Raw genomic sequence first — 13,498 nt, 5'->3', positions numbered from 1 at the left:
TCTTTTAGTCATAAGTGAAGGGTAACTGCTCGAATGAATGACCAAATAAACGGGAGGCTAAGACTTACCAGTTTATCTAAACCTAATCAAAAAGCAACGCTTGTCAGCGTTGCTTTTCATACACTCTAAACCATTAATTTAAGTATATTTATTAATAACTTTTATTGAAGTAGTTTGTCTTCTGTGATTAAAAATATGGATTCTAAAAAAATATCTCTCTTTATAGAATCTGAAATACATGTATTTTTATTGCTTTGGCTTTGTAAGGTAAGTATCAAATAAATCTATAATTTCCAAGAATCTCTCAGCTTCTCTAAATGTATGGTCTGCTAGGAGTGGATGAATATTGCTTTTAATTCGGCAAGCCTCGATTAATTCTCTGGCTGTTTTCTTAAAATCCCTTAGTGAGACTACTGATACTCTGTTTTGATCTAAGAATTGATCTAAAATTGGCTCTGTTTCGGATTGTGGACGCATGGAGTCTAAATCAACCGCCTGGAAGACTAACTGATCAAAATCATGGCTAAACTCATTTGCTTGTTCAACTAGTTTTCTTTCAGAAGGATCTAAGAGATGTCCGATGAATTTTGCATGATCTGCCATAATTTTTAAAAAGAAAAGATTTTCTTGAATGATTTTATCAGGTTCGGGGGCCAGTTTTCCTTCGTTAAGTTCTTTTAATCTGTTGGCAAAATAAGCAGCCTCTCTGCTAACATGGTCAACCAATAAAGGAAAATTATTTGTCCGGATTTCACAGCGTAAAGTTAACCCTAACACCTTTCTCTTGTAACTCCAAATGGCAACAGCTGCTTGATAAACCTCATTGTTAAAAGCTTGAATTTGGCGTAAATCCGTATTAATAGAAAACCTTGCCAACTTTTCCTCGATTCGTTCAAAGAGAGTAATAAATTGTTGAGCTTCAGCTATCAATTGCTGTTGTTCATAAGTAAATCCGAGGCTTAAAAACAAAGCATGTTCCTTCATGATTCTGGACCAAAACTGTATTTCGTCCAACGATCTAGCGACTATTGGATTCGCCAATTTCCCCACCCCTTATACAGACTTCACCTCCATCATATGTATGTGTACATGTCCTTATTCTTGCTATTCGAACTACCTATTTTCACAAAAAAACTAGACAAACCAATAAAAAATGCGATCATCCTTCCTGCCCTGGATGATCGCATACTATAGTTATAAAAGGTTTTTATTACCTCAATTTGCACTTTACGATTCTGCCACTCTTATCAATACTCTTCATCACTCTTATACTCCAAAATATCCCCGGGCTGGCATTCTAACGCTTTGCAAATGGCCTCCAGCGTGGAAAGCCTGATTGCTTTTGCTTTGCCATTTTTCAAAATAGAAAGGTTAGCCATTGTGATTCCAACACGATCTGAAAGCTCCGTTACGCTCATTTTCCTTTTAGCCAACATCACATCAATATTAATTATAATTGCCATATTATCACCTCAGACTATTAAGTCGTTTTCTTCTTTGTAATCGATGGCTTCTTTTAAAAGTCTCTGCAGAACTGCTGCAAAAACAGCAACCACTAACGGAGCAAAAACCATCCCCATTCCGATGAGGATAAGGCCTGGTGCATCATCTACCTCCGCTAAAGCATAGACAAATGGGAGGGCAACCACGTATAATCCGCTGATAATGATAGCACTATTTTTGATTTTCTTTAGAGCAATTACAGATAAGTCTGAGAAAGCCTGGTTCCTGTCGATATACGTTAAAAGGTTAAATGATTGATACAGAGCGAAGTAAAATGGAACGGCCGAAACATACAGAACCATTAAAATGGCGTAAACCGCAAGAGCCAAATCTGAACCTCTTTCCATTGCCTCATTCGCCTCAGAAGCGATCTGAGGCAATAAGAACAGACACAAAGCCAAAACCGGTATGCCGATAAAAATTACAGCTACCTTCAAAAAAAGTGTTGAACTTTTTTTCATAACAAGCACCTCATTCATTTAATGTCAATTTGAATTTATCATGTTATTTATCGTTTTACAATAAAATATTATTAAAATTTATAATTATTTTATTGAATTTCACAAAAAAAGCGTCAATCCATATCTGGATCAACGCTTTTTAAACTACAGTCACTATTTTTCAGAGGCTCCATCCTTTGAAGCATCCCCATGTTTTACACCTTTACTTTTGTACGGCTTGAAACTCTTAGCTTTATTTGCACTAGCTTGCCAGCGATTCCAGCCTTTCTTGCCAGTACCTCTACCTGTTCCGCTCTTGCCCTTTGCTTTACTCAAAAGATCAACTCCATATTCTTGTACGTTCATTGTTGTACGTTCATTGTTTAGTTTTATCCATTTTCGCATAGGAAAAAACAAACATTAAGGAAGTCTAATCATATAACAGTCAGAAGTTATTATCTACTATAAAATAAAAACAGTCCAACTCATTTTGGAATCGGACTGCAGATTGCTGTGCTTTTAATGCACTCGAATGATTTCATATATATCTTCATCATGATGAACTCTCGTATGCTTTGATTCGATTCTTTCAAATTCCTCATTTCCGACCCTTGGTAAATCTCCAATCCACCAGCTTTTAAATTCATAGATAAGGTCAGCTAACATTGCGATTCCTCCAGGAAATGAATAATGTTTTATTTACACTCTTATTATACTTGTGAATAGTTTCACATGTAAAGCGCTTTCATTATATCCGGAATAGCAAAATAATATAGAATTATGAGAAATTTAACCAGTTAATTATAGTTTCTATTTTTCACTTCTGAGTGACAGAATAATCCTCCAAACTTTGAACAAAATACTCATGATAAAAAGGAGGTTTTTTTATGCCAAATCAAAATGACAACAAGTTCAGGAAAATCCAATCTGAAAGCTTCAAGCAAGGTAAATCTCAAGAGGAATATGCAGCTGAACTGGAAATGAACAAGTTGAAAGCCCAAAAGAGGAAGTAACATAATGCTAAAAAACTGCCGTGGCGTCACCACGGCAGTCTGTCGTTACTATTCACCCTTCAAAAGCGGGATATCCACCTCAACACCCAGTCGAGTCAAAATCTTGCTCAATGTCTCAAGCCCCGACTTTGGATTAATCTTCGTTTCTAGATAATATACTTCACCTGTAAGTTGAGACTGATAGGTATGAAGCTGCGTAAATGGCCTTTGATCTGGATGGATCGGCTGGAGGGCAATACCATAACGCTTGCCATTATCGGTAGACCCTAGGATGATCCCCGCTTTTACCAGATCGTACAATGGAAGACGCTTGTCTTCGATCCATTTCAACGCTTCCTTCCAAATCGCCGGAACGCTAGCACCCTCAATAATTGCTTGACCGCCATTCAGTTTTACTTTTACATATAAAGATTCCCACTTCTTGAAGCTTTTCCGCTCTGTAGAAGTGTCGTCATCTGCATATATAGCATTGTCTGTTACTTTTGCCTTCAGTTGGTCGAACAACTTTTCAACCGTACCTACTCCAACATTGGCATACTTCGCTAAAATCACAAGCTCCATTGGCAGCTGGCCAACGGTGTAGATTTGATCCTCATTCAATTGCCTTAACAAACTTGGAATACCCGTGAATTCATCGGCAGTTAACGGAACTTTTTTCAATTCTTCCGTCACCACAATATGACTCGCCTTGTAAAAGAAGAACAGCTCCCCTTGACGCTTCAATGTCAGGTTTCTGCGAACTTTCTCCTCTTCAATAAAAGTTCCAAGCTCTTCGAAAAACTGCTCATCATTCTTCTCGTTATAACGCTTCACATTCTTGTGCAGACCCTCTAGATCCCCTGGCAGCTCACTCATGATCCGCGCTTCCTGTTCATCACCAAGACGAATAAGGAAAGTTTCCGATTTATCAAATCGCTGCGGCAAAAGAAACGCATCTCGTAAGAAATAAGGGATATCAAGTGTCCTGCCCTTGTAATTTATCGTCCGGATTGGCGTAAACCCAGGCGTTTCCTGAACCTCAACAGCAGGAACAGCAACAGCCGCTGCAACCTCTGCTTTCGCTATAGTTTCAGTTTGTTGCGGAGGAGGATTTTTCAACAGATCTTCCAAACCCTTTAACCTGACCTCTAGCTCAGACATATCAAATGCCTTTTCTGCCCGTGGGGATGGATCCTGATATTCCGGCACGACCACATCCACTGGACCGTACACTTCAACATACCATTTCACAATGCTATACAAAGCTTCCCATGATAAAAGCGCCTCGGAAAAGCGGAACATACGCGCATCATGTGCCGCCTGGTTCCCCATCCTCCGCACCAAATGAAGTGCGTCGCGAATCTCTGGAATCAAATAACCCTGGTCATTGAGCAAATCCAGCTGTTCCTTCAAACCAGTCCTTGGGTCCTCAGGCATCCCCTCTGCTTTCGTCACCTGCTGCAAAATATTTTCAATAAACACCCGCGAATGAGTCAGCATCGTTCTCGGGCTGGAAAAGATACTATTTTCTAATTCCTTAGCCAGTAACGCCAATTCCTTTGAAATCGGCTCTACAAATTGATAAAAATATGTATTTGCACTCATAAATTGGTCCCCCGATTGTAGTCTACCTTTGATTTTATCATAATAATAGACTCATTTTATCGTAAACCGTAAATTGGAAGACAGCCTTATGAGTGTCTGGCAATTTTATTGGCCATAATTTCGTTTTATTGGCGATTTTGACAACTTTATTGGCGAAATGGAAATCACGATCGATTATTACCAATTTTTCATTCTAATTACAAACGCTCACCCACTCTAAAAAAGCGACATAAAATATACTCTCCTTGCGAAACTATATTAAAACAAGGATTCATTTCCCAGGAGGATCATTATGCGAAAAGTCATTTGCATCAATAATGAAGGTTTAGAAGTGGAATTCAACGTGGGTGACCAATATAATGTCGACCGAGAGTTAGATATGACCTATATTGTTACAAATAAACAGGGCAAAAAACATACAGTATTCAAAACTCATTTTGAACTTGTCGAGGAAGCTGATTCGGCGATTTAGTCTGTCAACATGTATTTTAGCACCCAGTTTATAGCTGAATATTTCTTAATCTAAGGATTTAGCCCCGCAATCCAATCCACTCCCATCATTCCATAACCAACAAAAAAATCTCTCGACATCTCGAGAGATTTTTTCATTATGCGTATTGGATTCCAGCAGCCTTGACCTTATTGATATCGCCGGAACTGCAAGGTGTAACGCCATATGTCATGCCGCAGCTTGGGCAGTTTGTGATGACGGTTTCCATTGTGAACATTTCACCGCATTCGCAAGCGATCTCGTGCACCACACGTGGCTTTATCTTTTCCTTGCCTTTGCTTTTCACATGGTCAACAATCGCTTTGCCATCTTCTAATCGAGAACATCCACAGCTCATGATAAAAACTCCTTTATGACTTAATTAACACTGTTAACATAGCATAAAGGTTGAACTAAGGAGTATAGCAAAAGTCACACCTGGCGATCCACTTTCTTAAGAAAATCACCAATCACCTGCAGATACTCTTCCGGCTCTTCCATATATGGCATATGGGCACTTTTTTCAAAAACATGGAACTCTGCTCCTTGTGTCAATTTGGCGTAATACTCCGTCGATTCCGGAGTAGCCTCATCAAAACGGCCGCAAGTATAGAGCGTCGGACTCTCGATTTCTCCCAATTGAGGTGTGCAATCAAATGTCTTAAGATTTCCCTTCACGGTAAATTCAGAAGGTCCCCACATTGTTTCATACACAACAGGATTCTTCATGCCCGCTCCAGCCTTGAGCCATTCCAAATCTGGCACACCCCGGAAAACAAATTCCTTGTTAAACTCCTTGATCGCAGCCTTAAACTCTTCAGAGTCCGTCTCTCCGCTTTCTTCACAGCGGATAATGGTTTCCTGCACCTCAGCCGGCAGCTTGGCTATATTCCGCTTTTGGTCCTCTTCCCACATCGGCGCACTCAAACACGGACTTGAAAAAATCACGCTTTTCACTCCAGTTGGCTTTGTCAGCACATAAGCCGCCGCCAATGTCGTACAGGAGTGTCCAAGAATATGTACTTCGTCGAGCTTAAGTGCCTCCCTAACCTGCCCTAACTCCTCAACGAACCGGTCAATTTTCCAAAGCGATAGATCATCCGGACGGTCTGATTTTCCGCAGCCGAGCTGGTCATACATAACCACAGGACGATCCTTACCAAGCGCCTTCAACCCTTTTAACGAATAAGTCGATGATCCCGGCCCTCCATGTAAAATGACAACCGGTGTCCCTTCCTCATCCTTATTGTAAATCTCATACCAGACTCTTCCCCCGGTAACATTCACAAAACCTTCTTCGTACATATGTAATTCCTCCTATATACTATTTTCACTGATTCCAAAGCAGTCTTCTTGCAGCACGCTTACTCATTTATGAGCATCCATTCTGTATTACCTTGTAAACTACAACAAAAGTACATACATCAAATACTTTTGACAGTATCTTGCTCCAGCAAAGGTTCATACATCATAATCGCGTGATTCTCTGTAACAAACTCATCATCAATTTGTATTTTATCATGGTTATAAACATTACGATGAATTCGATTATGCCTGACATATCCTCCCCAATATTCCAAAGTGATGGCATGCTCCCTTTCGTAAACTTCATATGATTCGATTGGAGGGGTATCCGATCTCCATTCACCAACTAAATGAGTGTCATTCAAATACACTACTAATTGATATGTATTATTTGTTTCATTTTTTATCTGTAAGTCAAGATAGTTATAGGCACATGTAGCTCCACTTCCAAAGGGTTGACTTCTTTTGGAATCCGGAAAAACATCATAGCTATGGCGATATCTTTCAGTCACGGTTAATGGAGCGTGTAATGTCATCCAATAAATCAAGTTCGATAGTTGGCATAGCCCCCCACCTACCCCGGTTGTGACTTTGCCATAATGAAGGATCATTCCATCCACATACCCTTTCCTTTTCGTTGTATTGCCAAGTAAACGCCAATAAGAAAAGGTTTCCCCAGGCCGAATGATGATTTTATTAAGCTTTTGAGTAGCGATTTCAAGATTCTTCACCTTATTATGCTGTAACCACATATCAACATCCTTCAATTCTCGAAGGAGTAAAGTTTGATGAGCGAACACTTGATGTTTCAGCGGATGATCTTCTTTTTTAAAAGAGAATTTCTTGTTCCCAAAGACCCAGTCAAAGTATCTCTTAGAACGGTAATACTTTTTTCCGAGATAAATTCTTAAAGGGCTTCTAGAGATAGGCTTTAAAGATTCCATTATGGCCTCCTGACAATTCTCTATACTAAAAATAAACTAAACGGGTTTAATTCAATACCTATTAAATTCGCCTAAACAGCTTCATTTCCTTTTTCGCCGAAGCATCCAAAAAAGAGTGTTCCAATTGTTATGAGACTCTCTTTGATTAGTCTATTAGTAATACTATGCTTCCTCAGCCAATTGTACTGTTTTCTTCTTTGAAAAAGAAGTAATGAACACTCCGACAAAAACTAGACATCCTCCAATGATCTGCGGCACGGAAATCACCTCACCAAGAACAAAGAAGGCGAACACGGTACCAAACACTGGGATAAGATTCAACGAGATCGACGCCTTTGATGGGCCAATCATTGCAACTCCTCGATTCCATAATAAAAAAGAACAAATCGATGGAAAGATTCCTATGTAAAGTAACGCAGTCCACTCGGGAAGACCAACCGTACCCACCGAGACCAACGACAGTTCGATCGCAACTGCGGGAATCATCAACATAAATCCTATTGCCAGGGTAAAACCAAAAATCGTAAGAGAAGGAAGCTTCCCAGATATCTTTTTTATATAAATGGAATACAATGCCCACAAAATGACTGCGAGCACCATAATCAGATCTCCAATATTAAACTGTAAGGCAATCATTCTTTCAATCGAACCATGTGTAATGACAACTAGGACACCAAGCATCGAAATTACCAGCGAAATCCAATACTTCAGCTCCATTTTTTCACCAATCAAAAGCGCTGACAGCAGGAAAATAAACAACGGACTCGTGCTGTTCAGCAAGGACGCGTTGATGGCCGTCGTATAATTGACAGCCCAATAGATGAGCAAATTGAAGCCCATCACACCCGTTACTGCAAGAAATAAAAGCAGCTTAAAGTGGTCACGGAAGGCAGCCTTTTCGTGTTTGAACAGCCTGATGATCACCGGGGACATGATGAGCACACCTATGCCCAGACGAGTGAACGAAATCGTCACCGGTGGAAGTGAATCAGAAAGAAACTTCCCGGCCACCGCATTTCCGCCCCAAAACAATGCCGCTACTACCAACAGAAAATACGGTGCATTTCCAAGTCTCTGGAGCATCTCTTTCCGTCCCCCCCCTTCTTCATAGCTCAAGCTCACAATCTTCATCGTAAAAAAATAAAATTATCTATAATTCTTGATCCCATTTTCAAAGGCCTCTTGATCATCATTTTCAATCCCATGCAACGCCTCTTGTAACGCAAAAGTACTTTTATAAAAATGAACACGGTTAGCTATTTCTTTGCCGTTCGGATATACATCAACACACATATTAAAAAAGTCCTCGCCGTAGCTAGAAAGTAGTCCCGCAAAATCATACGCCGGGTCCCCTATGCCAGATCCACCAAAATCGACGATACCGGTAACTTCACATGTCCCTGAATTCCATAAAATGTTGGAAGCACCGAAATCCCCATGGATCAGTGAAAGATCTAATTTTGAAAGTGCCTCTCCATATATAAACTTCTCGAATGATTCTGTTACTTCTGTTCGGGATTCTTTTTTCATAAAAGGAAATAATTTATGTTGAATCTTTTCAAAAAGTTCAATCATTTCCTCACGAGGATGAAGAAGCTCCAACTGTAACTCCCGGCTTGCTGTTTCTCCAGAAATAGAATGGAGGACTGAAAGAAAAGAAGTCAGCTGTGATGCCAGTCCTTTAAGCTGCACCTCGTTCTTAATTCCCAGTAAACTATTCCTCCAAAAAGGATTGCCTTCAATTAAGGGATAACCAGTAAAAACCTTTCCTGGTTCCGAATCGTCAAAAGATATATAAATTGGGACTGGGATTGGGATGGATACTTTATCTTCTATGTATTTTAAAATCTCGGTTTCCCTTCTCAATTGAACGGTCCCTTGTACATATTTAGGAAATCGGAAGACCAAAGAATCATTTACAACAATAACGTCATTATTCTGGCCGATTTCATTAACATAAAAATCCCTAAAGACCAGGTCAGGATAAACACGTTGTATACTTTCAATGAATTTATTCATTTATTAAAGCTCCCTAAAATGTGACTAATCTAACCAACTCTATACCTGTTGAATTGAACACTTTTTTGTTTAAATGACTTTATGGTCAACTATAGTTTGTTTTTTAAGAATTGGTTTGATATTCAGTATCCCCTGGTCAACGGATGTCTCTATATAGCCCACCATCTGATTATAAGTAAAGACATTAAGCTCTTCATCAAGGACTCCCTCATCGTATTCCATATCTCCTAACACATATGGAACAAATCCTTCTACATCTGTAGAAGTGACTTCATCCAAATCGATGATTGCAGGAAAATGACTAAATGAATTCATCAATTCATCTGTTAAGCCATAGTGTTCTAATAACTTTCCATTCAGCAAACGAAAATCATTATGATATAGCTTATATAGTCCTTCATCGGCATCCATTCTGTTCTTCAACCAAGAAAGATAGAATCCTCTTAACCAGATATCATCAGCAATTAAATGAGCAAAGTACCCAAGTATATAAGGATGATCTATATGCGAACCATATTTATGTAAAAATCCTTTATAATCCACACATCTTGAATAATCCTTTACATCCCCTATAAAGAAATGTGATAAGTTCTTTTCATCATGTGAAAAAACTGCATCAGGAGCAATGCTTCCAAGCAAAAATGAAGTCTTGTCTTCAATTGATAATGCCTGTGCAATTTTTTCCCCAATAATCGAATGCATTATTCTTGAACCCAAAAATACTCTCCCCTTTAATTCCTTATCACCTATTTTATTTCAAGAATTGCGTTTGAAATCCCTTTGTTTTCTCACTTCTTTTTTATCAAATCTGTAACGTACTGCTTCGGGTTTAAAGACTAATCTCTCTTTCTCATCATGAAATAGATTAAAAGGCCGCTTAAAATAAATACAACCGTCCCTGACAAAACCTTTACAAATGAGATACCTATCTGAACAGTATCAGCACTTGCCTGCTTAATCTCATTGACTGTCCACCAGTTATGAATGGAAGATTCATATATTGCAAAATAGAGCCATATTAAAAAACAGATAAAAACAAATAAAATGATACCGATTTTTCTATTCATTACATGCCCCTTTGCCTTCAAAAAAACACATTTTTTGTGCTAAACTTCTGCTTTCGCTTAATAAAAAGCCGGCTTTAAGCAGCCGGTTAAGGAGTCGATTGTTATGTCAAAAATTTAGCTATAATGATAAAGAGTAAAGATAGTGAAAAAAAGCCGATCATGAAATATCCAAAATATCTTAATGGTTTCGGTAAATCTTTTATATCTACATTGGTTGGGTAGCCTTCGATATTACTAAGGTGCTCCATTGCATCATTGATGGGTTTTTTATCTGACATGTTAGCCCTCCTTGATATAGATACATCCTCTTATTTAATATTCAATATCTTTCCAGCAATCTCCTTTCTAGGCTAACGAGCTGATTCATCATCCCCTGAAGGATTGTTATAATAGTAATTCTTTATGTTAATACTAGAATTATTGCCAAAACCATTCTTCGCTGGAGAGATCAAAAATCCTAAGACCATCCCCATAGAAAATGCCAATGCTGTATACGTAAAAATCCCACTTTTTTTCATCCTTACATCCTCCTTTTTAAGGTATGCCTTAACAATTCTTAGTAGAAAAAATATTGAACAAGTAATTATAAAGATTTAAAGTAAATAATCTCTGGATCGTCTTCTTCTAAATTTTCAATAAAACCACTTTGTATGAATCCATTAGCTTTAAAAACTTCTTGCATTATGTGATTCGATTTATTCGTTGAAGAAAAAATTTTCTGCGTTGGGGACTTACTTGTAAAATATTCAATAAGCGATGTAGCATATCCTTTTCGTCTTTCAGTTGGTTTAATAATGATCAGTGAAATAAAGCTACTATCAAAGAAATGAATATCAAATATTAAAAAGCCAACCATAAGATTCTTATCTTTGACAACAATACATCTCTCGTCTTCTATGGCATTCCTTATGAATTCATACCTTCTACTGCTACCGATTACTTCCTCATCAATTTTCACAATTTCATCTAGATCAATAAATTGAGCTATTTCTAAAAATTTCAAAATGCAATCTCCCTTAACTTTTAGATTAAATCATATCCGTCGTATACTTGTCCCTCCAGTATTCGAAAAAACAACACTAATGGTAGTAAGAAAGCTTGTATCCATACTTTATTTGCTAAACTTCATTTTTATCAATTTTAAAATACTGTCAATTACGATATTTGGGTTTTCGAGATGAACGGAGTGCCCGGTATCTGCTTCAATCTGCTCTGTATTGTTGGTTAAATCGGTTAACAGCAGCTGATTTTTCTTCCAACTTTCAGGTTGTTTTTTTGCACTGATCACTATAACAGGTAAATTCTGCCGCAATGGTTGAGCAGCTAATAATTGTGAAGCGGATGTAATGGAATCCACATATTCTTGGTATGCTGATTTATATGCGCCTGGCGTATATCCGATATAGTTAAGTGAATCATCATATTCCTTTGCAAGGAATTTCCGGCCTATCTTTTGTTTTAACACTCTTGGTATGCCGACTAATGAGGTAACATATCCAAATGTCACAAGCCTCTTAAATTTCTTTATACGTTTAATATTTTCCTGAGAAAGCACATATTGATTTTCGTGTGCAGCATCTTCTAAAACAAGGCCCACAACCTCATCTGGGTACATACTCGCAAAGAGTCTCATTGAAAGGCAGCCAAATGAATGGCCGACGAGTATATAAGGTGGTTTTATTTTGAGATGGCTAAGGATGTCTCTAATTTCCTCGACACTATCTAAAGAGGTCATCGTTTTCCTCTTCGTCCTGCTCCATCCATAACTCCCTCGATCATAAGAAATGACACGAGCAAACTTGGAAATTTCCGGTTGTATATAACACCAATCAATTGAGGTTGAACTGAAACCTGCTTCAAGTATGACAGTGACAGGTCCATCTCCGCTCACAATTGCGTGCACCTCTGACAATCTCGTTTTAATGATCTGTCCAGGCGGGCTAACTCTATTTTTTCTATTCATAGATAAGTTCCAGAGCGTAAAAGGCAAGCCAATAATGCCTATTATATTTCTAGCTATCGCAGGTAAACTCATTATTTCCTCCATTAAATTACCAAATCTTTCTCTGTAGATTATAATTCGATAATGATTAAAATGATTCCTTCCTTTTCCAACTTGATATTAAAAAATGTCGCCTGTTTTTGGCGACAACTTAGTAAAATATCTTTTCAGCTGGACTTCATCACTTTGTAATTTTAGTTTCAACTAAAATAAAAATAAGTAATATTGAAACGCCAAGCGTTATTAGATTTATCATTGTACTTTTAAAAATAAATGAAATTAAAAGTATTACTAATCCAAAAATAATCATCAAACGGCTGCTATACTTATTTGCTTTATCCCAATTTTCTTTATTTCTCATTGAACTCGCAGTTCTGTACCCATAAATGCTGTTAATCTTTTTAGGTGGAAATAAAGATAGTATGATCCCAGCTATTATGATAACAGCTCCAAATAATAACCCTTCATTCAATTGCATCCCCCCATAAAATCAGCATCATAAAATCCTATGTTTTTCGAAAGAATCTAAGGAGTTTTCAGCAAGAATATCCTTTGCCAAATAATAGGCATATGCGGTAAAGAGCTGGGTATTAATTATATGTTCTTTTAACGCCTTTCCCATCTCAATGAAATCAAATAAGTGGACTTTAATATCTTCATTGTCATCTAAATCTTGGTCAGATTCCTTATATGCATCAACTATAAGATAAGTAATGACTTTATTAGATTGAATGGCTGGATTGACCATAAATTCACCTAATTTTATTGGACTAATGCTTGATGTAAATCCTGTTTCTTCCCTTAATTCCCTTAGTATCCCTTCTTCGTATGTTTCGTTTTCTTCCATTTTACCTGCAGGAATTTCCAAATATACTTCACCGCCAGCATGGCGATATTGTTCAACAAGTACCACCTTATTTTCCTTTGTGATGACGATGGCGTTAACCCAATCAGAGTATTCATTCACATAGTATTCATTTAGAATAGTTCCATTTGGAAGCTCACATTGATCCATTCTCAAGTTGCCAAAAGGCGATCTATAAAGATACTCCGACTTTAATGTCTTCCATTTCATACATTTCTCCATTTGAATATTTATTTTGCTATTTTATGAGATGCGGAAACAAGTTG

The 13,498-nt window shown here is 37.9% G+C and carries 21 protein-coding genes; 2 read left to right on the top strand and 19 right to left on the bottom strand.

Annotation, left to right across the window (positions count from 1 at the left end):
• Positions 1–246: 246 nt before the first annotated feature.
• The 5 genes from J7I80_RS04760 to J7I80_RS04740 form a co-directional block, all read right to left on the bottom strand.
• The gene (locus J7I80_RS04760) at positions 247–1,041 is read right to left on the bottom strand and encodes a DUF2935 domain-containing protein (protein ID WP_214736239.1); all 795 of its coding nucleotides are present in this window, start codon (positions 1,039–1,041) and stop codon (positions 247–249) included.
• Positions 1,042–1,247: 206 nt separating this feature from the next.
• The gene (locus J7I80_RS04755) at positions 1,248–1,463 is read right to left on the bottom strand and encodes a helix-turn-helix domain-containing protein (protein WP_213367441.1); all 216 of its coding nucleotides are present in this window, start codon (positions 1,461–1,463) and stop codon (positions 1,248–1,250) included.
• Positions 1,464–1,472: 9 nt separating this feature from the next.
• Positions 1,473–1,964, bottom strand: a complete 492-nt coding sequence (locus J7I80_RS04750; RefSeq protein ID WP_214736238.1) for a DUF2975 domain-containing protein — start codon at positions 1,962–1,964, stop codon at positions 1,473–1,475.
• Between the two features lie 153 nt (positions 1,965–2,117).
• Positions 2,118–2,279 carry a DUF3934 domain-containing protein gene (locus tag J7I80_RS04745; RefSeq protein ID WP_214736237.1) on the bottom strand — a complete coding sequence of 54 codons (162 nt, stop codon included), beginning with the start codon at positions 2,277–2,279 and terminating at the stop codon, positions 2,118–2,120.
• A 183-nt stretch (positions 2,280–2,462) separates the two neighbouring features.
• Positions 2,463–2,609, bottom strand: a complete 147-nt coding sequence (locus J7I80_RS04740; protein WP_214736236.1) for a hypothetical protein — start codon at positions 2,607–2,609, stop codon at positions 2,463–2,465.
• 221 nt (positions 2,610–2,830) lie between these two features.
• On the opposite strand from J7I80_RS04740, the gene J7I80_RS23450 reads away from it, so the two are divergent.
• Positions 2,831–2,956, top strand: coding sequence for a hypothetical protein (locus J7I80_RS23450; protein WP_023614463.1), 126 nt, complete (start codon positions 2,831–2,833; stop codon positions 2,954–2,956).
• Positions 2,957–3,004: 48 nt separating this feature from the next.
• On the opposite strand, the gene J7I80_RS04735 is transcribed toward J7I80_RS23450, so the two are convergent.
• Positions 3,005–4,540, bottom strand: a complete 1,536-nt coding sequence (locus J7I80_RS04735) for a DUF4145 domain-containing protein (protein WP_251027600.1) — start codon at positions 4,538–4,540, stop codon at positions 3,005–3,007.
• A 292-nt stretch (positions 4,541–4,832) separates the two neighbouring features.
• On the opposite strand from J7I80_RS04735, the gene J7I80_RS04730 reads away from it, so the two are divergent.
• Positions 4,833–5,012, top strand: coding sequence for a hypothetical protein (locus tag J7I80_RS04730; protein ID WP_214736235.1), 180 nt, complete (start codon positions 4,833–4,835; stop codon positions 5,010–5,012).
• A gap of 136 nt (positions 5,013–5,148) precedes the next feature.
• Here the strand turns inward: J7I80_RS04730 and J7I80_RS04725 are convergent, their stop codons facing one another.
• From J7I80_RS04725 to J7I80_RS04665, 13 genes are all read right to left on the bottom strand, one after another.
• Positions 5,149–5,388: a hypothetical protein gene (locus J7I80_RS04725; protein ID WP_214736234.1), complete on the bottom strand. Its 240-nt coding sequence runs from the start codon at positions 5,386–5,388 to the stop codon at positions 5,149–5,151.
• A 74-nt stretch (positions 5,389–5,462) separates the two neighbouring features.
• The gene (locus tag J7I80_RS04720; RefSeq protein WP_214736233.1) at positions 5,463–6,335 is read right to left on the bottom strand and encodes a proline iminopeptidase-family hydrolase; all 873 of its coding nucleotides are present in this window, start codon (positions 6,333–6,335) and stop codon (positions 5,463–5,465) included.
• A gap of 119 nt (positions 6,336–6,454) precedes the next feature.
• Positions 6,455–7,279 (bottom strand): VanW family protein, encoded by an 825-nt coding sequence (locus J7I80_RS04715; protein ID WP_214736232.1) that lies wholly within the window; start codon positions 7,277–7,279, stop codon positions 6,455–6,457.
• Between the two features lie 162 nt (positions 7,280–7,441).
• Positions 7,442–8,362, bottom strand: coding sequence for a DMT family transporter (locus tag J7I80_RS04710; protein ID WP_214736231.1), 921 nt, complete (start codon positions 8,360–8,362; stop codon positions 7,442–7,444).
• 63 nt (positions 8,363–8,425) lie between these two features.
• Positions 8,426–9,298, bottom strand: a complete 873-nt coding sequence (locus J7I80_RS04705) for a phosphotransferase family protein (protein ID WP_214736230.1) — start codon at positions 9,296–9,298, stop codon at positions 8,426–8,428.
• 69 nt (positions 9,299–9,367) lie between these two features.
• A complete protein-coding gene (locus J7I80_RS04700) occupies positions 9,368–10,015 on the bottom strand; it encodes a hydrolase (RefSeq protein WP_214736229.1) in 648 nt (215 codons plus the stop codon).
• 119 nt (positions 10,016–10,134) lie between these two features.
• A complete protein-coding gene (locus J7I80_RS04695; protein WP_214736228.1) occupies positions 10,135–10,365 on the bottom strand; it encodes a hypothetical protein in 231 nt (76 codons plus the stop codon).
• 101 nt (positions 10,366–10,466) lie between these two features.
• Positions 10,467–10,643, bottom strand: coding sequence for an amino acid transporter (locus J7I80_RS04690; RefSeq protein WP_214736227.1), 177 nt, complete (start codon positions 10,641–10,643; stop codon positions 10,467–10,469).
• A 72-nt stretch (positions 10,644–10,715) separates the two neighbouring features.
• On the bottom strand, positions 10,716–10,883 hold the full coding sequence (locus J7I80_RS04685; protein ID WP_214736226.1) for a hypothetical protein: 168 nt from the start codon (positions 10,881–10,883) through the stop codon (positions 10,716–10,718).
• A 65-nt stretch (positions 10,884–10,948) separates the two neighbouring features.
• The gene (locus J7I80_RS04680) at positions 10,949–11,368 is read right to left on the bottom strand and encodes a GNAT family N-acetyltransferase (protein ID WP_214736225.1); all 420 of its coding nucleotides are present in this window, start codon (positions 11,366–11,368) and stop codon (positions 10,949–10,951) included.
• 108 nt (positions 11,369–11,476) lie between these two features.
• A complete protein-coding gene (locus J7I80_RS04675) occupies positions 11,477–12,400 on the bottom strand; it encodes an alpha/beta fold hydrolase (RefSeq protein ID WP_214736224.1) in 924 nt (307 codons plus the stop codon).
• Positions 12,401–12,548: 148 nt separating this feature from the next.
• Positions 12,549–12,839 (bottom strand): SdpI family protein, encoded by a 291-nt coding sequence (locus J7I80_RS04670; protein ID WP_214736223.1) that lies wholly within the window; start codon positions 12,837–12,839, stop codon positions 12,549–12,551.
• A 24-nt stretch (positions 12,840–12,863) separates the two neighbouring features.
• Complete coding sequence (locus tag J7I80_RS04665) at positions 12,864–13,442, bottom strand: NUDIX hydrolase (protein WP_214736222.1); 579 nt, start codon at positions 13,440–13,442, stop codon at positions 12,864–12,866.
• Between the last annotated feature and the right edge of the window lie 56 nt (positions 13,443–13,498).

Origin of the sequence: Bacillus sp. ISL-41, assembly GCF_018613235.1 — a bacterium.
GTDB lineage: Bacteria > Bacillota > Bacilli > Bacillales > Cytobacillaceae > Mesobacillus.
This window is presented reverse-complemented; position numbering and strand designations above follow the sequence as displayed.

Coding starts and splice junctions, on each gene's coding strand:
- J7I80_RS04755 (WP_213367441.1), bottom strand. CDS start 1,463: ATGGCAATTATAATTAATATTGATGTGATGTTGGCTAAAAGGAAAATG.
- J7I80_RS04750 (WP_214736238.1), bottom strand. CDS start 1,964: ATGAAAAAAAGTTCAACACTTTTTTTGAAGGTAGCTGTAATTTTTATC.
- J7I80_RS04740 (WP_214736236.1), bottom strand. CDS start 2,609: ATGTTAGCTGACCTTATCTATGAATTTAAAAGCTGGTGGATTGGAGAT.
- J7I80_RS23450 (WP_023614463.1), top strand. CDS start 2,831: ATGCCAAATCAAAATGACAACAAGTTCAGGAAAATCCAATCTGAAAGC.
- J7I80_RS04735 (WP_251027600.1), bottom strand. CDS start 4,540: ATGAGTGCAAATACATATTTTTATCAATTTGTAGAGCCGATTTCAAAG.
- J7I80_RS04730 (WP_214736235.1), top strand. CDS start 4,833: ATGCGAAAAGTCATTTGCATCAATAATGAAGGTTTAGAAGTGGAATTC.
- J7I80_RS04725 (WP_214736234.1), bottom strand. CDS start 5,388: ATGAGCTGTGGATGTTCTCGATTAGAAGATGGCAAAGCGATTGTTGAC.
- J7I80_RS04720 (WP_214736233.1), bottom strand. CDS start 6,335: ATGTACGAAGAAGGTTTTGTGAATGTTACCGGGGGAAGAGTCTGGTAT.
- J7I80_RS04715 (WP_214736232.1), bottom strand. CDS start 7,279: ATGGAATCTTTAAAGCCTATCTCTAGAAGCCCTTTAAGAATTTATCTC.
- J7I80_RS04710 (WP_214736231.1), bottom strand. CDS start 8,362: ATGCTCCAGAGACTTGGAAATGCACCGTATTTTCTGTTGGTAGTAGCG.
- J7I80_RS04705 (WP_214736230.1), bottom strand. CDS start 9,298: ATGAATAAATTCATTGAAAGTATACAACGTGTTTATCCTGACCTGGTC.
- J7I80_RS04695 (WP_214736228.1), bottom strand. CDS start 10,365: ATGAATAGAAAAATCGGTATCATTTTATTTGTTTTTATCTGTTTTTTA.
- J7I80_RS04690 (WP_214736227.1), bottom strand. CDS start 10,643: ATGTCAGATAAAAAACCCATCAATGATGCAATGGAGCACCTTAGTAAT.
- J7I80_RS04685 (WP_214736226.1), bottom strand. CDS start 10,883: ATGAAAAAAAGTGGGATTTTTACGTATACAGCATTGGCATTTTCTATG.
- J7I80_RS04675 (WP_214736224.1), bottom strand. CDS start 12,400: ATGAGTTTACCTGCGATAGCTAGAAATATAATAGGCATTATTGGCTTG.
- J7I80_RS04665 (WP_214736222.1), bottom strand. CDS start 13,442: ATGAAATGGAAGACATTAAAGTCGGAGTATCTTTATAGATCGCCTTTT.